This window comes from Wenzhouxiangella sediminis (assembly GCF_003410055.1).
In the GTDB taxonomy this organism is placed as follows: Bacteria; Pseudomonadota; Gammaproteobacteria; order Xanthomonadales; family Wenzhouxiangellaceae; genus Wenzhouxiangella; species Wenzhouxiangella sediminis.
The window spans coordinates 44,839-63,469 of sequence record NZ_QUZK01000022.1; the positions used below are offsets into that span (position 1 = coordinate 44,839).

Sequence of the window (18,631 nt, forward strand, 5' to 3'; positions counted from 1 at the left end):
CCTGAACTTGTCCTGAAATCACCTGAGAGCCGCGTGATATCAGCCCTCGCGCGCCAGGCGCGCTCGCAGTGACGGCCAGGCCTCGACCAGATCCTCGGCCATGCTCCCCGCCACCGCGCGCACATCCAGCGGCCTGCCCGGCTCGCCGGTGACCGTCGACGACCACACCACGCGACCGGGCGGGACGGCCAGCAGCCGCATCTCCGCCTGCCAGCCCTGCTCGGCCCGACCGGTGACGGCGCCCTCGATCAGCAGTTCGACACCCAGGTCCCCGGCCAGGGCGGAAACCACGTCCTCGCGGCCCAGGTAGGGCCTGAGGCTCGTGCGTCCGAGCAGCTCGAGCCCTTCGACCGGTCGTGCCAGCAATTCGGCCAGCAGGGTGTCGGCCATCAGCAGGCCGACATGCTCGGGCAGCTCGGCGCTGCGCTCATAGTTCTCGAAAGGCAGGATGGCCAGGCTGGACTCACCGGGCGGTTCCGGCGCCGTGCCGTCCAGGGCCAGCCAGAGGCCGTAGCCCGCGCCCAGGAGCACCGGCACGAGCACGGCCAGCAGCATGGCCGCCCGCCGTCGCCCGCCTCGCGACCCGCCGTCGACGCGCACCTCGGCGTCCAGGCGATAGCCGCGCCGCGGCACGGTCTCGACCAGGTCATCGGGACCCTCGACCGCGCGCACGGATTGTCGAAGCTCGCGCATCAGCGCGGCCAGGCCCGATTCGAAGTCGACCACGGCCTCTTCGCCCCAGACCGCGGTGTAGAGCCGCTCGCGGGGGATTACTTCGCCGGCGTGGGCCAGGAGGTTCTCCAGCAGGCGGGCGACCTGGGGCCGCAGGGACGTCTCGCTTTCGGCGTGCTCGTTGCGCAGCCGGCCGTCCTCGAGGGTGAAGACCAGATTGGCGAAGCGGTAAGCGTGCATCTTTCGGACAATCAGCCCCGGGGCTCGGCGTCCTCGGGATCGACGATCAGGAAGAACTCCTCGTCTTCACGGATCAGGCCGAGCTCCGAGCGGGCGCGTTCTTCGATGGCTTCCAGGCCGGCGCGCAGGTCTTCGACCTCGGCGGCTAGGGCCTCGTTGCGCTTGTGCAGTTCGTCGTTTTCGGCCTGCTGCTCTTCGACCAGCTCGCGCAGCGTGCGCACTTCACTGAACTGGCGCCACAGCTGTACCTGCAGCGCGAGCAGAATGATCAGCAGGGCGATCAGGATGACGCGCATGACGCACCCCCGGACTTGAGCATGCCCTCGATGATGCGCCGGTAGAGGCCGGGCAGCAAGACCAGTTCGTCGACGGCGATGCACTCGTCAACCTGGTGGATGGTGGCATTGACCGGGCCCAGCTCGACGACGGGGATGCCGAGCGGGCCGAAGAAGCGCCCGTCGGAAGTGCCGCCGCCGGTGTCCGGCTTCGACTCGATCCCCAGCAGCTCCCGGCAAGCCGTTTCGACAACGCCCGGCAGCGGTCCGGACGCCGGGCCGAACGGTTCGCCGGAGACGCGCCAGGAAAGCGCCCAGTCGCCGGGATCGGCGTCTTCGATCAAGTGGCGGATGCGAGACTCGAGCGCATCGGAGCGAGTGTTGGGGTTATTGCGCAGGTTGAACCAGATTTCGAGCTCACCGGGCGTCACGTTGTCGGCCCCGGTGCCGGCACGGACGTTGGAAACCTGAAGCCGTGTGGGCGGAAAGAACTCGTCGCCGTCATCGAAGTCCAGCCGGCCCAGTTCGGCCAGCAAGGGGCCGGCCCGGTGCACCGGGTTGTCGCGCGGATCGGCATAGGCCGTGTGTCCCTGGATGCCGCGAATGGTCAGCCGCCCCTGAATCGAGCCGCGCCTTCCGATCCGGATGACGTCGCCCAGGCGGTCCCGGCTGGACGGTTCGCCCACCAGGCAGGCGTCGGGCATCATCCCGCGCTTCTCCAGCTCGGGCACGACGGCCCGCACGCCGTGGCGCGCCGGGCCTTCCTCGTCGGAAGTCAGCAGCAGCGAAACCGTACCGGGGTGATCGGGATGCGCCTCGAGAAACGCCTCCAGCGCCAGCACGAAAGCGGCAACGGACGACTTCATGTCCGCCGCACCCCGGCCGTAGAGCACGCCGTCCCGGATTTCCGGCTCGAAGGGCGGCGAAGCCCAGTTCGACTCCGGCCCCGGCGGCACGACGTCGGTGTGGCCGACGAGCATCAGGTGCGGCGAACCGCTGCCGTGCCGGGCCAGAAGATTGTGCACATCCTCGACGTCGATCGACTCGACCGCCATCCCCGCGGCCTCGAGCCGGTCGGCGATCAAGGGCTGGCAGCCGGCGTCCTCGGGCGTGACCGACGCGCGCGAAATCAGTTCGCGGGCCAGTGTCAGCACCGCGTCGCGCTCGGCTTGGGAAGGGGCGGTCGCCATGGGAGTGAAGCTTACCGCATTGGCTGGTTCGTTGGTTCGTTGGTTGGTTGGTTGGTTGGTTGAGGATCGTCGATAATCGGGGGCCGGAAGTCGAGGCCTGATCTGCAATGCTGAACAAATGGCGCCAGCGACGCTGGCAACGCAAGGTCGACGCGGCCCTGCCCTCGCCCGAGGATGTCGCGGCCGTGGTCCGGCACTTTCCGGTCCTGGCCGGCATCGAGGGAGAATCAGCGCATCTGCTGCGCCGTCGCGCGGCCGAGATCCTGGCTGCCAAGACCTTCCTGGGCGCAGGCGGCCTGGAGCCGGGCTACGAGGACTGCCTCGCGGTCGCCCTGCTCGCCGCACGGCCAGTGCTCGAGTTGGGCATCGACGCCTACGCCGATTTCCACACCTTCATCCTCTATCCCGACGAATTCATCGCCGAAGAGGAATTCGAGGACGAGGCCGGCGTGGTCAGCCACGGCCGCGACCTGCGCGCCGGCGAGGCCTGGGCGCGCGGTCCGGTGGTGCTGTCGATGGCCGACGTCATGGACTCGGCGCAGGGCCAGGGCTTCGACGTCGTCGTCCATGAACTCGCCCACCAGATCGACCAGCTCAACGGCGACATGGACGGCTTCCCGCCCCTGCCACGCTCGATGAACCCGGATGAGTGGACCCGAAGCTTCTCCGAGGCCTTCGACCGAATCAACGCCGCCCTCGACCGCGACGAGGAACCCGCCATCGACCCCTACGCCGCCGAATCACCCGCCGAGTACTTCGCGGTCACCAGCGAATACTATTTCGATGCGCCCGCATGGCTGGAACAACACGAGCCGGCAATCTTCAGCTTGCTACGGAGCTTCTACTCAGGCAATTGATCACGACAGCCGAGTGCACCGCACATCCCCAACCCAAGCGCGGCGCAGCCGCCCGCAACGACCTCCGCGCCGAACCAAAAAACCAAAAAACCAAACAACGAAAAAACCACGCCGCGTCAGCGGCCAGCGGCTAACCCGGTCCCCAAAGCATTCGATCCAGCGCCCGCTCGGGGCTGAATCGGTCCAGATCGATACTGCCGCCCTCGAACTCGACGCCCTCCTCTTCCAGGCGCCGGCGCTGTTCGGCAGCCTTGCGGCTGTCTTCCGGGAAACTGATCCTGCCCTGGGCGTTGACCACCCGGTGCCAGGGCAGCGCCATCTTCTTCGGCGCCAGGCCGAGCGCCCGGCCGACAAGGCGCGCCTTGCCCGGCAGGCCGGCACGACGGGCCACTTCACCGTAATTGAGCACGCAGCCGGTGGGGATTCCGGCGACCGCCTCCCAGATGCGCTGATAGCGGTCGTCTTCACCCGCCGGATCAGCGGTCGCTTTCGTCTTCTCGCTCACGGGCGACTCCGAGGGTGTGCGACACGATCCCGTTGAGGATGTTGAGCTCGTTCTCGTCCGGCCGGGCACGCAGGTAGAGACGGCGCAGGCGCTGCATCAGCCGCTTGGGCTGGCGCGGGTTCAGAAAGCGGATGGCCAGCAGGGATTCCTCCAGGCGTTTGAAGAAGAACTCGAGGCGCTCGGGCTCGACCGGGTCCCAGTCCGAGGGCGGCGTCTCGCCGGGCGCACCGCCGATCATGGCCAGGTGCACTTCGTAGGCCAGGATCTGCACCGCCTGGGCCAGGTTGAGCGAGCCGTAGGTCTCGCTTGTCGGGATGCTGATCAGCGAATGACAGTGTTTGATCTCCTCGACGTGCAGCCCGGTCTTCTCGCGGCCGAAGACCAGGGCGACCTCGTGGTTGCCGGCCTCGGCCACCGCTCTGGCCGCCGCGGTCCGGGGGTCGACCGCCGGCTGCGGCAGGGACCAGAGCTTGCCCGAGGTGCCCAGCACCAGCGGGCAGCCGGCAATCGCCTGCATGAAGTCGTCGACGACCACCGCACGAGCCAGAATGTCGTCGGCGTGCGAGGCCCGGGCGGTGGCCTCCCCGGACGGAAAGCCCGACGGGGACACCAGATAGAGCCGATCGAGCCCCATCACCTTCATCGCCCGCGCCGTGGCACCGATATTGCCCGGATGCGTGGTGCCGACCAACACGACCCGGATATTGCTCGCTGGATTCGTCATGCGCGCGATTTTACCCCGATAATCCTTTATCCTTACGGGTTTGGCACCGAAGCTGCGCTCGCAATGTCCACCAACCCGTATATCAACATCGCTTCCGAGGCTGCGCGTCGCGCCGGCCAGCTGGCGGTCAAGTACCGCTCGCGCCTGGAGGGCATTCCGGTCGAGCGCAAGGCCCGGCACGACTACGTCAGCGACGTCGACCGCGCCTGCGAACAGGTGATCCGCGAATACATCCTGAAGCACCACCGCGACCACGCCATTCTCGGCGAGGAAGGCGGCCAGACGGGCAGCGGCGACTATGTGTGGATCGTCGACCCGATCGACGGCACCAGCAACTACCTGCGCGGCATTCCGCACTTCGCCATCTCGATCGCCCTGCAGATCAAGGGCCGGATCGAGGCGGGCGTGGTCTACGATCCGCTTCGCGAGGAGATGTTCACGGCCGCGCGCGGCCAGGGCGCCTTCCTCAACAGCCAGCGCATGCGCGTGTCGGGCCGCAAGGACCTGGCCACGGCGGTCGTGGCAACCGCGTTTCCCTTCCGCCAGCGCCGCCTCATGGAGGCCTACCAGGCGATGTTCAACTCGGTCTTCGAAAAGGTCGAGGACTTCCGCCGCGCCGGCACCGCTTCGCTGGACCTGGCTTACGTGGCCTGCGGCCGCCTCGACGGCTACTGGGAACTCAACCTCAAGCCCTGGGACATCGCCGCGGGCGCCCTCCTCGTCCAGGAAGCCGGCGGCGTGGTGATGGACGTCACCGGCGGCGACCAGTGGCTGCAGTCCGGCCACATCCTGGCCGCACCCTTCAAGCTGATCACGCCCATGCGCGCAGCCATCGAGCCGCACGTGACCGAAGGCATCAGGGCACGCGTGTCCCGCAAGATCGATACGGACTGATTATCGGGCGGGCGAGACGTCTCGCCTGCAGGCGGAGTGGCAAGATAATGGCGTTTGCCCTACCCTGCATTGTGTAGGGATACATTCTGGGGAGTTCGCCATCACTATCATCAATGCCATGCGGCTCGGTGCCGCACTTTCTGTGTGCTTGCCGCTGTTTGCCGTTAGCCAGACACCGGTAACGGATACCACGGCCAAGGAGTCCCTGGGATTCGCCCTGCAACCGTGGGACAGCCCGCAGGAACGCATCGTGGTCATGGACCGGATTGACCTCGATACCAATTACCAACTATACGTCACTCGCTCATCCGACGGCGGGGCGACGTGGACGACGCCGTCCCCGGCGCTCGCCACCGGCGTGTACGAAAGTCATGGCTCGCTCATACAAACGGGCGAGGACGCCTACCAGCTCTTCTACTCGACGATGAGCGACGACGGCATGCGCATCAGTCGAGCGACTTCCGCCAACGCCGCGAACTTCACGGTCGAGGGGCCCCTGGAACTGGGCTGGGCGGAACCGGGCTCGATCCGCCCTCGCGCCGTTCGACTTCCGGGCGGCCGGATCGTTTTGGTCTATGATCGCTTGCTCGACATGCCGGCCTACGTCTCCTGGTCCGATGACGATGGTGCATCCTGGGACACGAGCAAGGTGCAGATCGCGCCGGCCGGGGCGCAATTCGCCAGGATTACCTGGAGAGAGGCCGACGATCGCTTTCTCCTCACCTATTCCACGGGCGCGCAGGATGGATCCAGCCGCCTGTGGGCCCGGACCACCACCGAGATCGACGACTGGAGTGATCCTGCAACCGAGATCTCTTCGGGCGACGGAGACTTCCTCTCGACACCCCTGGCACTGGACGATGGTGATTTCGCTGTTCTCTGGGGACAATCGGTCGGCTCGGACGTCCAGCTCTTTTCCTCGCACAGCGAGAATGGCAATGACTGGAGCGAGGCACGACAACACACGTTCACGAACGGGAGCACCAATGTTGCGCCATTCGGGCTTGATGCCGGAGAAGGCTGCGTGGACTTGTTTTGGACCTTGAGCGATTCGGAGGTTTACTACGACATCGTTCAGGAGCTGGCCTGCCTGGACCCCCTGTTCGGGGATCAGTTCGAATAGCGATCGACTCCTCCGGACTCCTTCTTGGAAAAAGATTCAGGAGTCGCGACGATTTCTTCCCGTGGCCGTCATCGAACCAAGCGACGCCCTGAACGCACCATAAAGCAGGGGCGTCGTCAGCAGGATGCCCAGGAAGAAGCCCAGTACGGCGAAATGCTCTTCCGTGGCGGGCGGCTCCTCGAGGGGCGCCTGATGCCAAAGTAGCAGTGACCCCGCCATTACGACAATGCCCGTAAGCCCCAACCATCGACTGGCCGGGGGAATCGCTGCCGCACGGCGCTCGAAATCCTCTTTGAGCCGCTCTCGCCAGGTACCCTTGATTCGTTGTCGGTCTTCTTCAACGCGCTCCAAAAAGAGCAGTACTTGCGCCCCTAGGGCCGCTATCACGAGCAGGCCGATCATCGCGTAAAAGAGATAGACAAAAACGTCGTTGACGGTCGGAATTTCGCCTCCGATGCGCCCGCCTGACCTGCGGGGCCACTGCGCAAAAAGCCAATAACGCATTGTACCGCCCGGCCGGATTCGGCCGGGCAGCCGGTACTTAATTGCAGCTACCCGGCACGATCTTCTCGACATCAAGTGTCTGGTCTTCGAAGCCGGCCAGGGCCGACTCGACCTGGATCGTGGCGTTGTTGCAGTCCTCGATCGTCATCTCGATGGCGCCGAAAAACTCGCTCTGGACGTCGCCGGGCCGGAAACGACCGCCGAAGTCGGCACCCCCGGTGATGTTGACGTCGGGGAAGATCAGGGTGTCACCGAAACGCTCACCCAGGCCGAGGAGCCAGGTCTGCTTGCCGTTGTTGTACGTGTAGTAGGTCAGCACGAACTGACCTTCTTCCCAGGCCAGCTGGAAGCCCTCTCCGCTGCGTGCAGGATCGTACCAGTTGCCGGTGATGACGCGATTGTTCATCGACGGGCCGCCGGCATCGCATTGCGTTGGCACGATGCGTTGCATTTCCACAGCGAACGGCTCGAACCCGTCCAAGACGGGATCGATGTCGAGAACGGCACGGTCGCAGTCGATGAATTCCATCTCGATCGAGCCCCAGTGCGTGTAGTCGACATCATCGGGGTCGAAGGCGCTACCGTAATCGGCGCCCTGCGTGATCGACATCTCGTCGAACAGAATGCGGCCATTGGACAAGGTACCAATTCCGATCAGCCAGACCTGTTCGCCATCGAGGTACGTGTAGTACGTCAGGACGAAAGTCTCGCCGTCGTTCTCGAGCGTGAGCTGGATCCCCTCGCCCGAGCGACCGGGGTTGTAGAAATTACCGTAGGCTTCTTCACGAAGCTGCGCGTCCGTTGGCACGTCGTCATCGGACTCATCTCCGGGCTCGGCCTCGCCGTTGGCAATGGGACCGTCGGTGCCGAAGCGATCGAGAGTGACATGGCCACTGGCTCCCTCGATGCTTCCAGTCGTGATGAGGATATTATCGACCCGATCCCATTCCAGCGGTGTCGGCGTCATTGAAATGAACTGATCGAATGGAATGACAAGCTGTCCCGGTGACGGCGACTGAACAAACGCGATGGCATTGTTCTGGTCCGGCCCGGTAACGGACACCTGCATGACGGCACCGCCGCTGACCGATTCGATATCGATCTCGAACGCGCTTGAGCCGGTCAGGTCGAACAGCGGGCCGTCACTGCGATCATAGCCGGTACCGCAGCCGCCGCCAGTGTCCGAAACTGCCGACGACAGGTTGACCTGGCAGGTGAACTGGCCACCGGCCACGCTTGCGGTCACCGTCGACCCCGGCGGCGCCTCGTCATCGAGGGCTGGAACCAGGATTCTGAACCCGCCAAGTACGGAAGGCGTCTCCAGAATGCCTTCATCCTCGGATACCTCCTCTCCGGGCCCGACCGTAAAGGGGCCCTGGCTGACTCCGAAATCATCGATCAGCTCGGCCTGGGCCAGCTGGGCGGCGCCTGACAGTAGCGCGGCCAATATCACTCGTGACATAAGATTCTCCAATCGTCGTGGCCGGTTCTCCGGCGCTTGCCCTCAGTTACGAGAAGCGCCGGAAAATGTGGACAGCGGATTCTGCTGACCCGCAAGCGGCGTGCCTTGCAGCCGGTATCACTCGTTCGCCAGCGACTGCATGGCGTCGGAATAGCTGGCGCCGAAGTGCTCGATCATGGCGTCGAGCAAGCGCAGGTTCATGGCATTGCCTCGATGCTCGTCCACGCCTTCGGCGACACGTTCACGATGATCGATCAGGGCCTCGCGGTTCTTCTCAAGGAATGCGATGGTGGCCAGTACGTAGTCGTTCCAACGCAGCGGGTGCTCGGACAGATCCTCGTTCTCCCTGAGGGAGGCGCGTGCGTACCTGATGGCTTCGGCATTGTCCCCGTGCGATGCCCGCAGCTGGGCGATGTGCCAGCGAAGCGAACTCTGCTCCGCACCGGTAGCTTCAATGTAGGCTTCGATCAGATCAGCTGCCCGTCGCTCGCAGCCGGCTTGCGCCAGGGCGCGGAAGCCGCTGCCCATCGTCTGGTCGAATTCCTGGTAGGAGAGGGAAAGATCGGTTTCCAGGTGTTGCTGGAAGAGCTTTTCGCAATCGGCCTCGACCCCGGCCTCGACGATCATGGGCGCCAGAAGCGCAAGCGCAACGAGAGTTCTCACAAACGATTTCCTTTTTGTCGTGTTCCTCTGCCTTTGGAACGCGACATCTGGAAAAGTTCATTTCAGTTCCTTCCGTTCAGGCACTTGCTTCAGATAACTTCACCCGCGGCGTGTCCGGAGGCCCAGGCCCACTGAAAGTTGTGCCCGCCGAGATGGCCCGTGACGTCGACGACTTCACCGATGAAGAACAGGCCAGATTGCTGACGGCACTCCATGGTCCTGGACGATAGCTCGCCGGTATCGACCCCGCCGATGGTGACCTCGGCCGTGCGGTACCCTTCGGTTCCCGCCGGCCACACGCGCCAGGGCTTGAGTCGTTGGCGGGCCTGTTCGATATCCGCGTCGGAGACTTCGGCCATGGGTTTGTCGGGGAGCCACAGTTCGCACCAGCGTTCGGCCACGCGGCGCGGCAGGAGGTCGGCCAGTGCGTTCTTCAGTGACAGCTTCGGACGACTCCGGCGCAGTTCCCGCAAGTGCTCGGCAAGATCGATCTCGGGCAGCAGATCGATCGAGACCGGCTCGCCGGGATGCCAGTAGGAAGAGGTCTGGAGCATGGCCGGCCCACTCAGGCCTTGATGAGTGAACAGCATGTTCTCCCGGAAGCCCGCACCGCCGGCCTCGCTGTAGGTGTCGAGCGACACGCCGGCCAGGTCGCGAATCTGCTCGAGCTTGCGACCCTCGAACACGAAGGGCACCAGCGCAGCGCGTGTAGGCTGGATCTCGAGTCCCAAATCCCGGGCGAAATCGAAGCCGAATCCGGTCGCGCCCATCCTCGGAATGGAATAGCCGCCGGTAGCAATCACCAGGGATTCGCAATGAATCGCACCATCCGGGCCGGTCATGTGATGCGGTGGTCCCAGCTGATCGATACGGACCGGAGAGTGCGTGCGCACCTGCACGCCCGCGGCTTCGCATTCGGCCAACAGCAGTCGCACGATGTCCTTCGAGGAGCGGTCACAGAACAGTTGCCCCAGCTTCTTCTCGTGGTAGGGAATTTCGTGCTGCTCGACCAGGGCGATGAAGTCCCGGGGCGTGTAGCGGCTGAGGGCCGACTTGCAGAAATGCGGATTGGCGGAAAGAAAATTCTCGGGCGCAGAGTACATGTTGGTGAAGTTGCAGCGCCCACCGCCGGACATCAGGATTTTCTTGCCGACCTTGTTGGCATGGTCGACGACGAGCACGCTGCGCCCGCGCCGGCCGGCCGTGATGGCGCACATCAGGCCTGCGGCGCCAGCACCTATGATGCAAACGTCAAACTGTTCCGCATTGTTTGAAGCGCCGACCATCGCGGCATTCTACGCGAGTCGGCGCTTGCCCCTGCGCCTCGACCTGACTAAGATGCCCGCTTCCATCCCGGGGACCGATCGATGACCGACGCAAGAATCGTCCGCCGCCCGCGCAGGCGCGCTGCGGCCATTTACTCGCTGATTCTCATCATCGCGCTCTATGCGCTCTACAAGCTGGCCAGCCCCGGGTTTCCGTTCTCCCTGCTGCTCGCGCCGGTCATTTTCGGCCAGGGCCTGCTCATGATGCTGCTGGGTGCCCTGGGCATGGAAGGCGACACGGCGGGCGACATTGCCTTCGGCCTGTCCTGGTTCGCCGGTGCGCTGGCCATGTGGTACGTCTACTACAAGCTGGTCTACTTCCTGCTGTGGCTGTTCGGGATACATCAGCCGCTCAAGGCCGGCAGCGACGACCCGGACGCCGAGATGGAGCGCGACTCAGAGGGCGGCTGGCCCATGCGGGTGTTCCTGGTATCACTGTTCCCCGCGGTCATCGGCCTCATGTTCTGGCAATCGGCCACCAGCTTCGACGGCCAGTACCAGCGCCAGCACGATATCGTGCGCACGGCCGCCGAGGTCGCATGCAGGGAGAAGGAATCCTGCCACACCCGCATCGAATCACACTTCGACGAATGCTTCGACGCCCATTTCGTGGAGCGTGGCCGCAAGTGGCTGCGGGCCAGGTATGTCGTTGATCGCGAGCCGTTCAGGGCCTGCCTGTTTCCCGCACGAAGCGGCAAAACGAACCCGTAATCAGCCCGCGGTGAACAGGCGAACGGGCTTGAGGTGGCCCATACCGTCCATCTCTCCCACGCCGAGGAAGGTCCCGGGGCCGTAGATTCGCACTTGCCCGGAATGCGACGCCCGCAGGCCGGCCAGGCGTTGTCCCTGAGCCATCCGTGCGGCCTGCTGTTCATCGAGTTCGACCGCCGGCAGGTGCTCCAGGGCGCGATCGGGCGGTGCCAGAAGGGCGCGCGCCTGATCGCGCGTCAACGATTCAAGCGCCTCGAGTTCCACAGAGTCGCGAATGTCGAAGGGAGCGCTGGCTGTCCGCCGCAGTCCCGAAAGATGCGCGCCGCAGCCCAGCGCCTCGCCGATGTCGCGCGCCAGCGACCGGATGTAGGTACCCTTCGAACAGGTCACTTTCAGGCGCAGACTCTGCTCGTCGTGATCGATCAGTTCGAGCTCGTGGATCACGACGGCGCGCGGCGGCCGCTCCACCGTTTCGCCCTTGCGCGCCAGGTCGTAGAGCCGCTGACCCTTGTGCTTGAGCGCCGAATGCATGGGCGGGACCTGCTCGATGGCACCCCGAAAGCGCGCCAGCACGGCTTCGATGGCGGCCTCGTCCAGCGCCGGCACTGCCTTGCGCTCGAGCACCTCGCCTTCGGCATCCTCGCTGTCGGTGGTCACGCCCAGGCAAGCTTCGGCCTCGTAGGTCTTGTCGGCGTCGAGCAGGAACCCCGCTACCTTGGTGGCCTGTCCGAAACACAGCGCCAGCAGTCCGGAGGCCATGGGGTCGAGGGTGCCGGTGTGGCCGGCCTTCTTGATGCCGATGATGCGTTTGGCACGGCCCAGCGCGGCGTTGGAGGTGATGCCGGCAGGCTTGTCGAGAAGCAGGATGCCGCTGGGTGCCTGTTGATCCTTCATGGAGCGCTTGGGAGTCGGGAGCGGCCTGGAACTCAACCCTTCTTCCGGGCGGAGGCCAGGAGTTGCTCGATGCGGTCGCCGGTCTCCGAGGACGTGTCGTGCAGGAACTTGATCGTGGGAGTCACGCGCAGGCGAATGCGCTTGCCCAACTCGTGCCGAACCTGGCCGGCGTGCTCGTTGAGGAATTCGATGATTTCCGGGGCCTGCTCGATCTCGAGCACGGCGACGAAGACTTTGGCGTGCGAGAGGTCGCGCGCGACCTCCACGTCGGTGACGGTGATCAGGCCGCGCGGAATTTCGTACTCGAACTCGCTGTGGACGATGTCGGCCAATTCACGCCGCAGCAGTCCCGCGACGCGTTCCGAGCGGGGCGTGCTCATCAGTCCAGCGTGCGCTGCACTTCAATGCGCTCGAAGCACTCGATCTGGTCGCCCGGCTTGACGTCGTTGTACTGCTTGACGCCGATACCGCACTCGGTACCTGCCTGGACTTCCTTGGCGTCGTCCTTGAAACGACGCAGCGATTCCAGTTCGCCCTCGAAAATGACCACGTTGTCGCGCAGGACGCGAATCGGATTGTCGCGCTTGACAACGCCTTCGACGACCAGGCAACCGGCAACGGCGCCGAGCTTGGAAGAGCGGAACACGTCCTTGACCTCGGCCAGGCCGATGATCTCTTCCTTGGTTTCGGTGCCCAGCAGACCGGAAATGGCCTTCTTGACGTCGTCGATGGCGTCGTAGATGACGCTGTAGTAATTCAGGTCGAGATCGGCTTCCTGGATGATCTTGCGGGCCGAGGCGTCGGCACGCACGTTGAAGCCGATGATGATCGCACCCGAGGCCTGTGCCAGGCTGGCGTCGGACTCGGTGATGCCGCCCACGCCCGAAGCGATGACGTTGACCTTGACCTCCTGGTTCGACAGGCGGGTGAGCGAATCGCGCAGGGCTTCGACCGAACCCTGAACGTCGGCCTTGATGACCAGGTTGACGTTCTGCTGTTCGCCGGTCGACTCGCCCATCTGGTCGAACAGGTTCTGCAGCTTGGCGGCCTGCTTCTCGGCCAGGCGGCCCTCGCGGGCGGACTGCTTGCGCTGCTCGGCGGCTTCCCTGGCCTTCTTCTCGTCGGCCACGGCCAGTACGTCGTCGCCGGCGTTGGGCACGCCCGACAGGCCCAGCACCTCGGCCGGAATGGAGGGCCCGGCTTCGTCGATGGCCTTGCCCGTTTCGTCGAACATGGCACGAACGCGGCCGTACTCCTCACCGGCCAGGATCATGTCGCCGCGATGCAGCGTGCCGTCCTGGACCAGGATGGTCGCGACCGGGCCGCGCCCCTTGTCGAGCGAGGACTCGACCACCACGCCGCGGCAGCGACGCTTGGGATTGGCCTTGAGCTCGAGGACCTCGGACTGCAGCAGCACGGACTCGAGCAGCGTGTCGATGCCGTCGCCGCTAATGGCCGAAACGGGCACGAAGATTTCTTCACCGCCCCAGTCCTCGGGCACGACTTCCTCGGCGGCCAGTTCCGACTTGACGCGGTCGGGATCGGCCTCGGGCTTGTCCATCTTGTTGACGGCGACGATCAGCGGCACGCCGGCGGCGCGGGCATGCTGGATGGCTTCCTTGGTCTGCGGCATCACGCCGTCGTCGGCGGCCACGACCAGGATGACGATGTCGGTCGCCTGCGCGCCGCGGGCGCGCATCGAGGTGAACGCCGCGTGGCCCGGCGTATCCAGGAAGGTCACCACGCCGTTGTCGGTCTCGACGTGATAGGCGCCGATATGCTGCGTGATGCCGCCCTGCTCGCCGGAAGCGACCTTGGCGCGGCGAATGTAGTCGAGCAGCGAGGTCTTGCCGTGGTCGACGTGACCCATGACGGTGACCACCGGCGGACGCGTGACCAGGTCCTCCTCGTCGGCGGTCTCTTCAACCTCGGCAACCAGTTCCTGCTCGATGTCCGTTTCCTCGGCCGGCTTGGCCGTGTGGCCCATCTCCTCGACCACGAGGATGGCCGTGTCCTGATCGAGCGGCTGGTTGATCGTGACCATGGTGCCCATGTTCATCAGCACCTTGATCAGCTCGCCGGCCTTGACGGCCATCGCCTTGGCCAGTTCGCCGACGGTGATCGTCTCGGGCACTTCGATCTCTCGCTTGACCGGCGCGGTCGGCTTCTGGAAACCGTGCTCGCCGCTGACGCTGCTGGCAACCTTGGCCGCGCGTGCGCCGCCCTTGCGCTTGGGCTTGCGGCGCTTGGACTTGGGCGCGATGTGCAGTTCATCGCGGCCGTAGCGCGTGCCGGATTCACTCTTGCCCTTGGCGGCCTTGCGCTCGGCTTCCTTCTGGGCGGCCTGGCGGGCGACCTTTTCTTCGACCTTCTTGAGGGCCTCGGCCTCGGCGCGCTGACGATCTTCTTCCTTGCGCCGCTCTTCTTCCTCGGCCTCTCGCTTCTTGCGCTCTTCTGCTTCGACGCGTGCCTGCTCCTCGGCCTCCTTCTGGCGGCGCTCGGCCTCTTCGCGTTCGGCGCGTTCGGCTTCCTCGCGCTGGCGCTTGGCCTCCTCGAGGGCCTTGGCCGCGGCTTCGCGTTCGGGATCGCCCTTGTCCTGATCGGCGATCTCGCCGCGCTTGACGTAGGTGCGGCGCTTGCGCACTTCCACGTTGACCGTTCGCGAAGGCGCGGCGCCGCGCGAACGCGTGCGGCCGGCTCCGCCGGTGGGCACCTTCAACTCGCTCACGCTCTTGCGCGTCAGCGTCACCTTCTTCGGCTGGGTGGTGTCGTCGGTCTCGCCCTTGCCGTGGCTCGAGCGCAGATAGGTCAGAAGCTTGATCTTGTCCTCATTGGTCACCGCGGCATCGGGTTCGCTGACCTCGATTCCGGCCTCGTTGAGCTGGGTGATCAGGCGCTTGACGTCAACGCCCAATACGTCAGCAAGTTGTGAAACAGTGACCTGAGACATTTGTATTCCTCGAATCTCGTTTTATTCCTCGGCAAACCAGTGCGCGCGAGCCTTCATGATCAGGTCGGCGGCCAGCTCGGGATCGAGCCCTTCGATTTCCTCGAGCTCGTCGGTGGCGCACTCGGCCAGATCGTCGCGCGTGCGGATGCCCTTCTCGGCCAGGCGGTAGGCAATGGTATCGGTCATGCCTTCCAGATCAAGCAGATCCTGCTCCGGCTTGTGCTCCTCGAGCTCTTCCTCGGAAGCGATCATCTGCGTCAGCAGGGCATCGCGGGCGCGCTGGCGCAGTTCGGAGACGACGTTCTCGTCGAACTCCTCGACGTCGAGCAGTTCGCTCTCGGGCACGTAGGCCACTTCCTCGACGTTGGTGAAGCCTTCCTGCACCAGGATCGTGGCGACTTCCTCGTCGACGTCCAGCTTGGTCTTGAACATCTCGAGGATGGTGCGCGCCTCGGTCTCGCTCTTCTGCTCGGCTTCCTCGATGGTCATCACGTTGAGGTTCCAGCCGGTCAGTTCGGAGGCCAGGCGCACGTTCTGGCCGCCACGGCCGATCGCCTGCGAGAGATTCTCTTCCTCGACGGCGATGTCCATGCTGTTGGTGTCCTCGTCGACGACGATCGAGTGGACTTCGGCCGGCGCCATCGCGTTGATCACGAACTGCGCCGGGTTTTCGTCCCAAAGGATGATGTCGATGCGCTCGCCGGCCAGCTCGTTGGAGACGGCCTGCACGCGCGAGCCGCGCATGCCGACGCAAGCGCCGATCGGGTCGGTGCGGTCATCCAGGGCGTGCACGGCAATCTTGGCGCGCCGGCCCGGATCGCGGGCCGCGCCCTTGAGCTCGATCAGGTCCTGACCGATCTCGGGCACTTCGAGCTTGAACAGCTCGATGAGAAACTCGTTCATGGTGCGGCTGACGAACAGCTGCGGACCGCGCACTTCCGGACGCACCTCGTAGAGGTAGCCTCGGACGCGATCGTTGATTCGCGCAGTTTCGCCCGGAATCGTGTGCCGCGACGGAATGAAGGCTTCGGCGTTCTCGCCGAGGTCGAGCATGATGCCGCCCTTTTCCATGCGCTTGATCTGTCCGCTGATCAGTTCGCCGACGCGTTCTTCGTAAGCCTCGACCACCTTGGCGCGCTCGGCCTGGCGCACGCGCTGGACGATCACCTGCTTGGCGGCCTGGGCGGCGATGCGGCCGAACTCCGGCGGCTCCATCGGCTCTTCGATGTAGTCGCCGACTTCCAGATCGGCATCGTGCTTCCTGGCGTCAGCAAGGCGAATCTGGCGGTCTTCCGATTCCAGCTCGACCTCTTCCTCGTCCTCGCCCTCGCCGACGGTCTCGCCTTCGTCGGGAATCACTTCCCAGCGGCGGAAGGCCTCGTATTCGCCGGTCTCGCGGTCGATGGCGACGCGCACGTCGACGTCCTCCGGGTGGCGACGACGCGCAGCCGATGCCAGCGCGGCCTCGATGGCCTCGAAGATCGTCTCGCGGTCCAGGCCCTTCTCGTTCGAGACGGCCTCGACCACCTGCAGGATTTCCTTGCCCTTCTTCATCATTGCCAAGTTCCGCAAAAGCTCGTTACGAATCGGTTCTTAATGTCGCTTCTCCGCCAGCAGCGCATCCACGTCGGGAGCGAGGTTGGCGCGCTGGATGTCGGCGACGACCAGGGTGTGACGCTCACCGTCGACCTCGAGAATCACCTCGTCGTCGTCGGCGCTGACGATCACGCCCTTGAACTTGCGCCGACCCTCGACGGGCGCGGCCAGCATGACCTTCGCCATCTCGCCGACGAACTGCGCAAACTGCGCGCCGGTAAACAGCGGCCGCTCGATGCCCGGAGAAGAAACTTCCAGCGTGTACTGACCGCTGACCGGGTCTTCGACGTCGAGCAGGGCCGACACCTCGCGGCTGACACGCTCGCAGTCGTCGATGCCGATGCCGACTTCCGGCCGGTCGATGTAGAGCCGGATCAACCGATTCTTGGGATTGGACTGGTACTCGATGCCGACGAACTCGTAACCGAGATCCTCGACCAGCGGTGCCAGCAACGATTCCAGCTTGTCGCTCACTGCCACGGCTATCTCTCCGGCCCTGAAACGGCTTTCTTCGGCCCTGAACGAAAAAAGCCCCTTTGACCAGGGGCTTTTTTCTACTCCAAAAACCTGGTAGCGGGGGCAGGATTCGAACCTGCGACCTTCGGGTTATGAGCCCGACGAGCTGCCAGACTGCTCCACCCCGCAATCGAATTCGCAATTATAGGATCGACTCCGTTTCTTTGCAAGCCCGATCCCGAAAAATCGCGTGTCGGCCGGAGATCAGCCGCCCCGGTCGTCGACTTGCTCCGACTCGGGACGCGAGAGGATATCACGAAGGCCACCGACGATGTAAAGACTCCAGGTGACGGCGGTCACTTGGCCGATCATCGCCAGGCGCCGAGCCATCCCGCGCCGCCACCCGAATTTGCTCTCCTTGGTGCGATGCGTCACGCCAGTGACCAGATCGAAGCTCATGCCGCGCCCGTATCGCTTGGCGGTGTGATTGAGCGCCACTTCGATGCGATAGCCGCGCTTGTGACGCTCGGGCACCAGGTTCCAGATGCGCCGCGTCACCGCCCGTTCACCGCCGATGATGGGAAACACGTGCAGCAGGCGGTTGAGCCACAACGTCTTTCGGGCCCGCAATCCGACGTGCATGTCCACCCTGCCCTCTGCAACGGGGCGCACGATCCGCGTGATCGCTTCGTGGGTCAGTCCGGTCACGTCGGCGTCGAGGAACAGCAACAGGTCGCTGGCGGCTTGCGCCACCCCCGCCTCGAGCGCGGCCGCCTTGCCGCCGTTGTCCTTCAGGCGCAGGACCCGGGCGCCCGCCGCGGCCGCGCGCTCGGCGGTCTCGTCGCTCGAGCCGTCGTCGACCACGATCACCTCTTCCACTTCCGGATGCCCGATCACGTCGGAGACCGCCCGGCCCACCGTGGCCGCCTCGTTGAAAGCGGCGATCACGACCGAAACCATCGCTTCCTCATCATCGTTCCGACCAGCAGGTAGGCCGCAATCGCCAGAAGCAGGAACAGCAGGAAAGCCACCTCGATGTGCTCGACCAGTTGTTCGAGATGCTGCGCCGTGCCGACCACGCCCCAGGCCAGGCCGGCCATGGCCAGGGTGATGGTGACGACCGCTGCGAAATTGACCATGACCCACGTGCGAAACGGCATGTTCAGCGCTCCGGCCAGGACCTGGGCCGCAATCCGAGTGCCATAGACGAACTTGGACAGGAAGAGGAGCCGCGGCCCGTTGCGCGAGAAAAGGCCCTGCAGCCGATTGACCACCCGGCTGGAGTGCCGCTGCCGCATCTTCTCCACGGCGCCCGAGGGCGACCATCGGCCGATCATGAACCAGGCCAGGTCGGAGAGCATGGTGGCGACCACCGCCACCAGGATCACGGCGACGGGGTCCAGTCGACCGGTGGTCGCCAGGTAGAGCGCAGGCAAGAGTACGACTTCGCCGGCCAGCAGCAGGCCGACGAAAAGCATCAGGTAAGGATATGCGGCTACAAGGTCGAGCACCGGCTGGAAGATTCCGGCCGCCTCCTGCATCCCTCTCTCCCCGGAATTCACTTGTCGTTGATGACTGTCAACGGATTGT

General features: G+C 64.8%; 20 protein-coding genes and 1 tRNA gene. 4 read left to right on the forward strand and 17 right to left on the reverse strand.

The genetic code is table 11. From position 1 onward, the window contains the following. Window positions 1-39 precede the first annotated feature (39 nt). Genes DZC52_RS05060 through dapE form a run of 3 tightly spaced genes read right to left on the reverse strand, consistent with a single transcriptional unit; the run spans window position 40 to window position 2,377 of the window. Window positions 40-912 carry a winged helix-turn-helix domain-containing protein gene (locus tag DZC52_RS05060; protein WP_116650039.1) on the reverse strand — a complete coding sequence of 291 codons (873 nt, stop codon included), beginning with the start codon at window positions 910-912 and terminating at the stop codon, window positions 40-42. 11 nt (window positions 913-923) lie between these two features. Further along, the gene (locus tag DZC52_RS05065) at window positions 924-1,208 is read right to left on the reverse strand and encodes a septum formation initiator family protein (protein WP_116650040.1); all 285 of its coding nucleotides are present in this window, start codon (window positions 1,206-1,208) and stop codon (window positions 924-926) included. Further along, window positions 1,193-2,377, reverse strand: a complete 1,185-nt coding sequence (gene dapE, locus DZC52_RS05070) for a succinyl-diaminopimelate desuccinylase (protein WP_116650041.1) — start codon at window positions 2,375-2,377, stop codon at window positions 1,193-1,195. The genes DZC52_RS05065 and dapE overlap by 16 nt, the downstream gene beginning before the upstream one ends. A gap of 107 nt (window positions 2,378-2,484) precedes the next feature. Here dapE and DZC52_RS05075 point away from each other — a divergent pair, with 107 nt between their 5' ends. Then, complete coding sequence (locus DZC52_RS05075) at window positions 2,485-3,234, forward strand: M90 family metallopeptidase (RefSeq protein WP_116650042.1); 750 nt, start codon at window positions 2,485-2,487, stop codon at window positions 3,232-3,234. 130 nt (window positions 3,235-3,364) lie between these two features. Here DZC52_RS05075 and DZC52_RS05080 read toward each other — a convergent pair whose 3' ends face one another. Continuing rightward, window positions 3,365-3,739 (reverse strand): MGMT family protein, encoded by a 375-nt coding sequence (locus tag DZC52_RS05080; protein WP_116650043.1) that lies wholly within the window; start codon window positions 3,737-3,739, stop codon window positions 3,365-3,367. Then, window positions 3,711-4,463, reverse strand: a complete 753-nt coding sequence (locus tag DZC52_RS05085; RefSeq protein ID WP_116650044.1) for an RNA methyltransferase — start codon at window positions 4,461-4,463, stop codon at window positions 3,711-3,713. The genes DZC52_RS05080 and DZC52_RS05085 overlap by 29 nt, the downstream gene beginning before the upstream one ends. A 63-nt stretch (window positions 4,464-4,526) precedes the next feature. Here DZC52_RS05085 and DZC52_RS05090 point away from each other — a divergent pair, with 63 nt between their 5' ends. Together DZC52_RS05090 and DZC52_RS05095 are read left to right on the forward strand one after the other, a co-directional pair. Continuing rightward, window positions 4,527-5,357 carry an inositol monophosphatase family protein gene (locus DZC52_RS05090; protein WP_116650045.1) on the forward strand — a complete coding sequence of 277 codons (831 nt, stop codon included), beginning with the start codon at window positions 4,527-4,529 and terminating at the stop codon, window positions 5,355-5,357. 118 nt (window positions 5,358-5,475) lie between these two features. Beyond that, on the forward strand, window positions 5,476-6,480 hold the full coding sequence (locus DZC52_RS05095; RefSeq protein WP_116650046.1) for a sialidase family protein: 1,005 nt from the start codon (window positions 5,476-5,478) through the stop codon (window positions 6,478-6,480). 36 nt (window positions 6,481-6,516) lie between these two features. Here DZC52_RS05095 and DZC52_RS05100 read toward each other — a convergent pair whose 3' ends face one another. From DZC52_RS05100 to DZC52_RS05115, 4 genes are all read right to left on the reverse strand, one after another. Further along, a complete protein-coding gene (locus DZC52_RS05100) occupies window positions 6,517-6,984 on the reverse strand; it encodes a hypothetical protein (protein WP_116650047.1) in 468 nt (155 codons plus the stop codon). Between the two features lie 37 nt (window positions 6,985-7,021). Then, window positions 7,022-8,446, reverse strand: coding sequence for a hypothetical protein (locus DZC52_RS05105; protein ID WP_147307612.1), 1,425 nt, complete (start codon window positions 8,444-8,446; stop codon window positions 7,022-7,024). Window positions 8,447-8,563: 117 nt separating this feature from the next. Beyond that, the gene (locus tag DZC52_RS05110; protein WP_147307613.1) at window positions 8,564-9,109 is read right to left on the reverse strand and encodes a hypothetical protein; all 546 of its coding nucleotides are present in this window, start codon (window positions 9,107-9,109) and stop codon (window positions 8,564-8,566) included. 89 nt (window positions 9,110-9,198) lie between these two features. Continuing rightward, window positions 9,199-10,395, reverse strand: coding sequence for a BaiN/RdsA family NAD(P)/FAD-dependent oxidoreductase (locus DZC52_RS05115; RefSeq protein ID WP_116650050.1), 1,197 nt, complete (start codon window positions 10,393-10,395; stop codon window positions 9,199-9,201). Window positions 10,396-10,476: 81 nt separating this feature from the next. On the opposite strand from DZC52_RS05115, the gene DZC52_RS05120 reads away from it, so the two are divergent. Continuing rightward, on the forward strand, window positions 10,477-11,145 hold the full coding sequence (locus tag DZC52_RS05120; RefSeq protein ID WP_116650051.1) for a hypothetical protein: 669 nt from the start codon (window positions 10,477-10,479) through the stop codon (window positions 11,143-11,145). On the opposite strand, the gene truB is transcribed toward DZC52_RS05120, so the two are convergent. From truB to DZC52_RS05160, 8 genes are all read right to left on the reverse strand, one after another. Next, window positions 11,146-12,039, reverse strand: a complete 894-nt coding sequence (truB, locus tag DZC52_RS05125; protein WP_116650052.1) for a tRNA pseudouridine(55) synthase TruB — start codon at window positions 12,037-12,039, stop codon at window positions 11,146-11,148. 32 nt (window positions 12,040-12,071) lie between these two features. Beyond that, window positions 12,072-12,419, reverse strand: a complete 348-nt coding sequence (gene rbfA / locus DZC52_RS05130; protein WP_116650053.1) for a 30S ribosome-binding factor RbfA — start codon at window positions 12,417-12,419, stop codon at window positions 12,072-12,074. Continuing rightward, entirely contained in the window at window positions 12,419-14,989 is a 2,571-nt protein-coding gene (infB, locus tag DZC52_RS05135) for a translation initiation factor IF-2 (protein ID WP_116650054.1), read from the reverse strand. The genes rbfA and infB overlap by 1 nt, the downstream gene beginning before the upstream one ends. A gap of 21 nt (window positions 14,990-15,010) precedes the next feature. Further along, on the reverse strand, window positions 15,011-16,546 hold the full coding sequence (gene nusA, locus DZC52_RS05140) for a transcription termination factor NusA (RefSeq protein ID WP_245960765.1): 1,536 nt from the start codon (window positions 16,544-16,546) through the stop codon (window positions 15,011-15,013). A gap of 36 nt (window positions 16,547-16,582) precedes the next feature. Further along, the gene (rimP, locus tag DZC52_RS05145) at window positions 16,583-17,059 is read right to left on the reverse strand and encodes a ribosome maturation factor RimP (protein WP_116650055.1); all 477 of its coding nucleotides are present in this window, start codon (window positions 17,057-17,059) and stop codon (window positions 16,583-16,585) included. 94 nt (window positions 17,060-17,153) lie between these two features. Then, window positions 17,154-17,230 (reverse strand) — tRNA-Met (locus DZC52_RS05150). A 75-nt stretch (window positions 17,231-17,305) separates the two neighbouring features. Beyond that, complete coding sequence (locus tag DZC52_RS05155; RefSeq protein ID WP_116650056.1) at window positions 17,306-18,001, reverse strand: glycosyltransferase family 2 protein; 696 nt, start codon at window positions 17,999-18,001, stop codon at window positions 17,306-17,308. After that, window positions 17,986-18,582 (reverse strand): DedA family protein, encoded by a 597-nt coding sequence (locus DZC52_RS05160; RefSeq protein WP_116650057.1) that lies wholly within the window; start codon window positions 18,580-18,582, stop codon window positions 17,986-17,988. The genes DZC52_RS05155 and DZC52_RS05160 overlap by 16 nt, the downstream gene beginning before the upstream one ends. Between the last annotated feature and the right edge of the window lie 49 nt (window positions 18,583-18,631).